The organism is Dokdonella sp. (genome assembly GCF_036518555.1).
In the GTDB taxonomy this organism is placed as follows: domain Bacteria; phylum Pseudomonadota; class Gammaproteobacteria; order Xanthomonadales; family Rhodanobacteraceae; genus Dokdonella_A.
Genome location: NZ_DATDMY010000279.1, coordinates 1 through 6,610, shown reverse-complemented (window position 1 = coordinate 6,610; position 6,610 = coordinate 1). Strand labels below are relative to the sequence as shown.

Genomic DNA, 6,610 nt, shown 5'->3' with positions numbered 1-6,610 from the left:
CGGATCCCAGCTCGCCTGCGCGCGATCGAGGCGGCCGTCGAGCGCATCCTCGACGAGGTCGACGAGGTCGGATTTAAGGCGCAGCATGATCGGCTGGGTTTCCGGGTCGCCGAGGCGCGCGTTGAACTCGATCACCTTCGGCGCGCCGTCGCGACCGATCATGAGGCCGGCATAGAGGAAGCCGATGAACGGCGCGCCTTCCGCGGCCATGCTCGCGATCGTCGGATGGATGATCTCGTCTAGCACGCGGCGTTCGACCGCGGGTGTGACCACCGGCGCCGGCGAGTACGCACCCATGCCGCCCGTGTTCGGTCCGAAGTCGCCCTCGTCGCGGCGCTTGTGGTCCTGGCTCGTCGCGAGCGGCAACACGTTGCGACCGTCGCTCATGACGATGTAGCTCGCTTCCTCGCCTTCGAGGAACTCCTCGATCACGACGCGCGCGGATGCGTCGCCGAACGTGCGCGCGCCGAGCATGTCGTGCAGCGTCTGCTCGGCGTCGGCGAGCGTCAGCGCGACGACGACGCCCTTGCCTGCGGCGAGCCCGTCCGCCTTGATCACGATCGGCGCGCCGTGCTTGCGCACGTAGGCGAGCGCGGGGCCGAGGTCGGTGAACACCGCGTAGCGCGCGGTCGGGATGTTGTGGCGCGCGAGGAAATCCTTGGCGAACGCCTTCGAGCTCTCGAGCTGCGCGGCGATCCGGCTCGCGCCGAAGCAGCGCAGGCCGGCCGCGTGGAAACGGTCGCTCACGCCGGCCGCGAGCGCGGCCTCGGGGCCGACCACCGCGAGCGCGATGCCTTCGCGTTGGGCGAGCGCGAGCAGGCCGTCGACGTCGGTCGCGGCGACGTCGGCGTTGCGCATGCGCGTCTCGCGCGCGGTGCCCGCGTTGCCGGGCGCGACGATCACTTCGGACACGCGCGGCGACTGCAGCAGCTTCCACGCGAGCGCATGTTCGCGACCGCCGGAACCGATGACGAGGATCTTCATGCTGCGATTCCTGCCGGATGTGCGAGGTGGATGTGGAGATGCGGGCTTCCGAAGCCTGCCGTATGAGCTTCAGGATTGAAGGCGCGGTGGCATCGATGCCATCAATGTCGAAAGTGACGCACACCCGTGAACACCATCGCCATCCCATGCTGGTCCGCCGCGGCGATGACCTCCGCATCGCGCATCGAGCCGCCGGGCTGGATGACTGCGCGGATGCCGACCTCGGCGGCGGCGTCGATGCCGTCGCGGAACGGGAAGAACGCATCCGACGCCATCACGCTGCCGGGCACCTCGAGCTTCGCCTCCGCCGCCTTCATCGCGGCGATCTTCGCGCTCACGACGCGGCTCATCTGGCCGGCGCCGATACCGATCGTGCGACCCTGGCGCGCATACACGATCGCATTCGACTTCACGAACATCGCGACGTGCCACGCGAACAGCAGGTCGTGCAGCTCGGCCGCGTCGGGCACGCGGCGCGATACGACCTTGAGGTCGGACAGCAGCAGCGTGTCGCGATCGGCGTCCTGCACGAGCAGGCCGCCCGCGATGCGCTTGTAGTCGTAGGCGTGCGGTGCGGTCTCGCCCCATTCGCCGACGGCGAGCACGCGCACGTTGGGTTTGGCCGAGATCGCGGCGACCGCGTCGGCGTCGAACTCGGGCGCGACGACGACCTCGACGAACTGGCGCTCGATGATCTTCTTCGCGGTCGCGCCGTCGAGGCGGTGGTTGAACGCGATGATGCCGCCGAACGCGGACACGGGGTCGCACGCGTAGGCGCTCTCGTACGCGTCGCCGAGGTTCGCGCCGAGCGCGACGCCGCAAGGGTTCGCATGCTTGACGATCACGCACGCGGGCGTCTTCTGGAACGCCTTCACGCACTCGAGCGCGGCGTCCGCGTCGGCGAGGTTGTTGTACGACAGCTCCTTGCCTGCGAGCACGCGCGCGCCTGCGACGGTGCCGGGCGGGAGGTTGCGCTCGACGTAGAGCGCGGCACCCTGGTGCGGGTTCTCGCCGTAGCGCAGCGCCTGCCGGCGCTCGAACGCAAGACGCAGCCCGGGCGGGAAGGCTTCGGGCTTTTCGGCGTCGCTGCGCATGCCGAGCCAGTTCGCGATGATGCCGTCGTAGCGCGCGGTATGCGCGTAGGCGGCCGCGGCGAGGCGTCGGCGCAGCGCCAGGCGCGTGCCGCCGTGGGCGAGCGCCTCGAGCACCTCGGCGTAGTCGGCCGGATCGACGACGACGGCGACGTGCTCGTGGTTCTTCGCCGCCGCGCGCAGCATCGCCGGCCCGCCGATGTCGATGTTCTCGATCGCGTCCGCCATCGAGCAATCGGGTTCGGCGGTGATGCGTTCGAACGGATACAGGTTCACCACGAGCAGGTCGATCGGCGCGATGCCGTGTTCCGCCATCACCGCATCGTCGGTGCCGCGCCGGCCGAGCAGCCCGCCGTGCACGGCCGGGTGCAGCGTCTTCACGCGGCCGTCCATGATCTCGGGGAAGCCGGTCACGCTGCTGACGTCGGACACGGGCAGGCCGGCGTCGCGCAGCGCCTTCGCGGTCCCGCCGGTGGAGACGAGCGCGATGCCGAGCGAATCGAGGCCGCGGGCGAGGTCGATCAGGCCGGACTTGTCCGACACGCTGAGCAGCGCGCGGCGAACCGGTACCAGGGTGGCGTCGAACATGGGCGGGCTACGTCCCGGGGGAAGCGCGCAATTATAGCGGCGCCCCCGCGGGCCGGCCTAGCGCTGCGCGCAGGGCCGGATCAGTCGGCGAGGCCGTACTGCTGCAGCTTCTTGCGCAGGGTGGCGCGGTTGATGCCGAGTGCAGCGGCGGCGCGGCTCTGGTTGCCGCCGTACCAGGCCATCACTTCGCGCAGCAGTGGGGATTCGACTTCGCGCATGACGAGCGCATGCAGGCCTTCGCCCGGCTCGGATTCGACATCGGCGAGGTAACGGCGAACCGCGCGGACGACACAGTCGCGCAGTGCGGGTTGCAACGAGGCTTCGTGCGCGCTTTCCGCGCGCAAGGGGATGGCGGCATTCACAACGTGGCCCTTCTCGGCGAGCGTCCTTCCATGCGTGGGCCGACGGCGCGTGCGCACGTCGGGAGGGGATAGTAGCGCCGTGATCGTGCGTTGATAAGTCCCTCGCCGGCGAAGTTCAGGGTCGGGGACCATGGCTTCGCGCGCGATGCCTTCGCGCATCGGCACTTGCGCGATCAATCTCGGCGCGAGCTGAGAAGCGGCGAGGACGACCGGGCTTCGCCGGGAGCGGGCGCATGGCCGAGCGTTACTCGAACTTGAATTCGAACGCGACCGCATCCTTGCCCGGATCGGCGACTTCGAACACGAGCGACGTGCTCGCCCCCGCCGCGAGCCCGGTTGCGATCGCGCGCGCGTCGGCGAGGTACTCGCGCGGCGAGAAGCGGCGCATCGCGATGCGCTTCTCGTCGAGGTCCGAGAGCGTGATCTCGACGGTCGGGAACGCCTGCGCGAAGCCCGCGTCGTTGCGCAGCGTCGCCGAGATGATCAGTGCACCCGGCACCGACGGGTGCGGGCGGATGTCGCGCGACAGCAGTTCGAGCGTGCTCGCGTCGCGACGCAGGGGCAGGCGGCAGCCGAGCTTCGCGCATGCCGGGTCGAGCCACGCGCGCACGCGCGCATCGTCGATCCAGCGGGCCTGCTCGGCCCATGCGATCTCGCCCGCGAGCGTCAGCACCAGCACGAAGCAACCCGCGAGCCAGGTGCCGTCGCGACGTTGGCGTGCGCGGCGACGGCGCTTCGCGAACGCCGGCAGCGACGAGCGCTCGGCCGCGCGCGCGCGGTCCGCCGCCTCGGCGAACAGCGACACCTGCGCCGGGCTCGGGCGGAATACCGGCGACTCGAGCTGCGGCGGCGCGTGCTGCGTCGCATGCACGTCGAGTCGCTCGATCGGTTCGGGCGGCAGCTGCAGGCTCAGCGTCCGCAGCGCGTCGAACACCGCCGCGCAATGCCCGCAGCGTACGCTGCCGTGCGCCGCGGCGAGCTCGGCGCCGTCGATCCTGTAGATCGTCAGGCATTCGGGACACTGCGTGTACATCGGCCGGAAGCGCGGGCGGGGACGGCTGATTCTAGCAGCCGCGACGGGCAGGACGCGGTCGCGCGGGATCGCCGCTGTCGCGTATCAGTCCTCGCCGGCTTCGATGGCGCGCGACGGCATCGCGGCCCAGGTCAGCGCGTGCGGATCGAAATCGCGCAGGCTCGGCTTGACGATCGCGAAGTACGGCGACACATCGAAGTCGCGCGGCACGTACAGGCTCGAATCGCGGATGTGCAGGATCTCGCGCACCTGCTCGCGACCGGCTTCGCCGCGGCTGCGCGCGATCTCGATGTCGGGCAGCACCGGGTAGCGGACCGAGGCGAACGCGGCCGCGATCAGCGACGAGCAGATCGCGCTCGTCGGTTCGCCGCCGCCGAACGCGAGCAGGTGGCGGCGCAGGCGCTCGGGCACCGGCGGCGGCCGCACGAGGTAGCGCGCGAGGTCGATGATGTTGCGAAGGTCGTACTGCTGGCCGAGGCGGCCGATCGCGTACGCGAGCACCGCATCGATCTCGCTCTCGCCGAGGCCGACCGGGCGGCAGATGCGCGTGTGCATCTGCGCGTAGCGCTCGACCGGCACCGCGCGCACGCCGTCGTTGACGTCGGCCTCGATCAGCAGGGGCATGCGGTCGCCGCGCGAGGCCGACAGCGCATCACCGATGCAGAGCGCCGCATGCGACCAGGTCGATTGCGTGATCGTGCGGATCGCCGCAGAAAACCGGCTCGTGCCCTCGACCAGCAGCACGTCGCCCTTGCGCAACGTCGCTGCGAGCAGGCCCGGCCGGCTCGTCGCGACATGCAGGTTCGGCCGCGGGCGCGCGAGGTAACCGGCGAGGCGATGCCCGATCCACTGCAGCACGCTCACGAAACCCTCTGCGCCGATCGCGATCCGGCCAGTCTAGCGCGTGGTGGCGGCATGGCCAAACGCACCAAAAAGACTGAAACACGAAGGACACGAAGGACACGAAGAGAGGCCGGAGCAGAAAACCGCTGTTGTCTTTCGTTTCCGCTTCAACTGCACTTTGCAAGCGCTCGAAGAAGGTCCGCGCCAGTCGCGCAAACGCGGCAGCCGTGAAGTTCCTCGCCCGCTCTCCTTCGTGTTCTTCGTGTCCTTCGTGTTTCAGGCTATTGCCTTCGTCACAGCAATCGCCCGCGACGGCGGCCGGAGATGCGCACCCAGTCCTCGCGCGTCGCCACGACGAGGTCGTCGAACCATTCGGCGTAGCGCGCGAGGAGTTCGTCGGCCTGCGCGACGAGGATGCCCGACAGTGCGAACGGCGCGCCGGGTTTCACGCACGTCGCGAAGCGCGGAGCGAGGTCGGCGAGCGGGCCGGCGAGGATGTTCGCGACGAAGACGTCGGCGGGCCGGTGCGCGAACGCGTCGGGAAGGTACAGCGCGAGGCGATCGGCGACGCCGTTGCGTTCGGCGTTGTCGCGGCTCGCGAGGATCGCCTGCGGGTCGTTGTCGATGCCGTCGACGCGCGCCGCGCCGAGCTTGAGCGCGGCGATCGCGAGCACGCCCGAGCCGCAGCCGTAGTCGATCACGTGCAGGCCGGCGAGATCGAGCCCGTCGAGCCATTCGAGGCAGAGCGCGGTGGTCGGATGCGTGCCCGTGCCGAACGCGAGGCCGGGATCGAGGCGCACGACGACTGCGTCGGCCTGGTCGCCCGGCGGTTCGATGTTCGACGGGTAGATCCACAGCCGCCGGCCGAAGCGCATCGGCTTGAACTGGTCCATCCATGCGCGCGTCCAGTCCTGGTCGGCGACGTCGCGGAAGCGCACCTGCGCCGGCTCGATCTCGGGCAGCAGTTCTTCGAGCACGTGCAGCAGGCCGGCGCGGTCCGCTTCGGCGTCGAACAACGCGGACAGCGCGATCTCGCCCCACAGCGGCGTCTCGCCGACGCCGGGTTCGAGGATCGCGCGCTCGTTCGGCGTGTCGGCGTCGGCGTCGAGCAAGGTGACCGCGAGCGCGCCGGCTTCCTCGAGCGCGAGCTCGACGCGCTCCTGGTCGCTCGCGCGGACGGTCAGGGAAAGTTCGAGGAACGGCATAGATGGTGGCACTCGCTCAGCGCTTGAGCATGCTTGCGACGGTCGAGAACGCGAGCGCACCGAGCAAGGCCCAGGCCGCGCTGCAGTACACGGTGTACCAATCCCCCAGCAAGTCCGACTGCCCGTGCGTTTCGAGCCAATGCTGGAACAGGCATGCCGGAAGCAGGAGCAGTACGAACGAACGCGAGAACGTCTTGCCGAAGCGTGACATGGGAATCAACCGATCCCGATTGCCTTCTCCTTCGCCTCGGCCATGCGCTTCTCGAGGTAGTGGATGTTCTGCCCGCCGGCCTGGAAGCCGCCGTCGGCCATGATGCGCTGCTGCAGCGGCACGTTCGTCTTGATGCCTTCGACGACCATCTCCGACAGCGCGATGCGCATGCGCGCGATCGCGGTCGCGCGGTCGCGGCCGTGCACGATGAGCTTGCCGATCATCGAGTCGTAGTTCGGCGGGATGCGGTAGCCGTCGTAGACGTGCGTGTCGACGCGCACGCCGGGGCCGCC

General features: G+C 69.9%; 7 protein-coding genes and 1 pseudogene. All 8 read right to left on the bottom strand.

Annotated features, from left to right (window positions below; translation table 11 throughout):
* On the bottom strand, window positions 1-984 hold a 984-nt coding region (gene purD / locus VI238_RS15255), incomplete at its 3' end, for a phosphoribosylamine--glycine ligase (RefSeq protein ID WP_331652877.1).
* A gap of 101 nt (window positions 985-1,085) precedes the next feature.
* The gene (purH, locus tag VI238_RS15250; protein WP_331652875.1) at window positions 1,086-2,663 is read right to left on the bottom strand and encodes a bifunctional phosphoribosylaminoimidazolecarboxamide formyltransferase/IMP cyclohydrolase; all 1,578 of its coding nucleotides are present in this window, start codon (window positions 2,661-2,663) and stop codon (window positions 1,086-1,088) included.
* A gap of 80 nt (window positions 2,664-2,743) precedes the next feature.
* Window positions 2,744-3,025: a helix-turn-helix domain-containing protein gene (locus VI238_RS15245; RefSeq protein WP_331652873.1), complete on the bottom strand. Its 282-nt coding sequence runs from the start codon at window positions 3,023-3,025 to the stop codon at window positions 2,744-2,746.
* 244 nt (window positions 3,026-3,269) lie between these two features.
* The gene (locus tag VI238_RS15240) at window positions 3,270-4,058 is read right to left on the bottom strand and encodes a DUF3426 domain-containing protein (RefSeq protein WP_331652871.1); all 789 of its coding nucleotides are present in this window, start codon (window positions 4,056-4,058) and stop codon (window positions 3,270-3,272) included.
* A gap of 84 nt (window positions 4,059-4,142) precedes the next feature.
* Entirely contained in the window at window positions 4,143-4,922 is a 780-nt protein-coding gene (locus tag VI238_RS15235; RefSeq protein ID WP_331652869.1) for a YiiX/YebB-like N1pC/P60 family cysteine hydrolase, read from the bottom strand.
* A gap of 272 nt (window positions 4,923-5,194) precedes the next feature.
* Window positions 5,195-6,106: a 50S ribosomal protein L11 methyltransferase gene (prmA, locus tag VI238_RS15230; protein ID WP_331652867.1), complete on the bottom strand. Its 912-nt coding sequence runs from the start codon at window positions 6,104-6,106 to the stop codon at window positions 5,195-5,197.
* Between the two features lie 16 nt (window positions 6,107-6,122).
* Complete coding sequence (locus VI238_RS15225) at window positions 6,123-6,317, bottom strand: hypothetical protein (RefSeq protein ID WP_331652865.1); 195 nt, start codon at window positions 6,315-6,317, stop codon at window positions 6,123-6,125.
* A gap of 5 nt (window positions 6,318-6,322) precedes the next feature.
* A pseudogene (locus VI238_RS15220) lies at window positions 6,323-6,610 on the bottom strand (acetyl-CoA carboxylase biotin carboxylase subunit); the annotation flags it as partial.

Bases quoted from the DNA above. Each gene is read 5' to 3' on its own strand.
- purH (WP_331652875.1), bottom strand. From the start codon at position 2,663: ATGTTCGACGCCACCCTGGTACCGGTTCGCCGCGCGCTGCTCAGCGTG.
- VI238_RS15240 (WP_331652871.1), bottom strand. From the start codon at position 4,058: ATGTACACGCAGTGTCCCGAATGCCTGACGATCTACAGGATCGACGGC.
- prmA (WP_331652867.1), bottom strand. From the start codon at position 6,106: ATGCCGTTCCTCGAACTTTCCCTGACCGTCCGCGCGAGCGACCAGGAG.
- VI238_RS15225 (WP_331652865.1), bottom strand. From the start codon at position 6,317: ATGTCACGCTTCGGCAAGACGTTCTCGCGTTCGTTCGTACTGCTCCTG.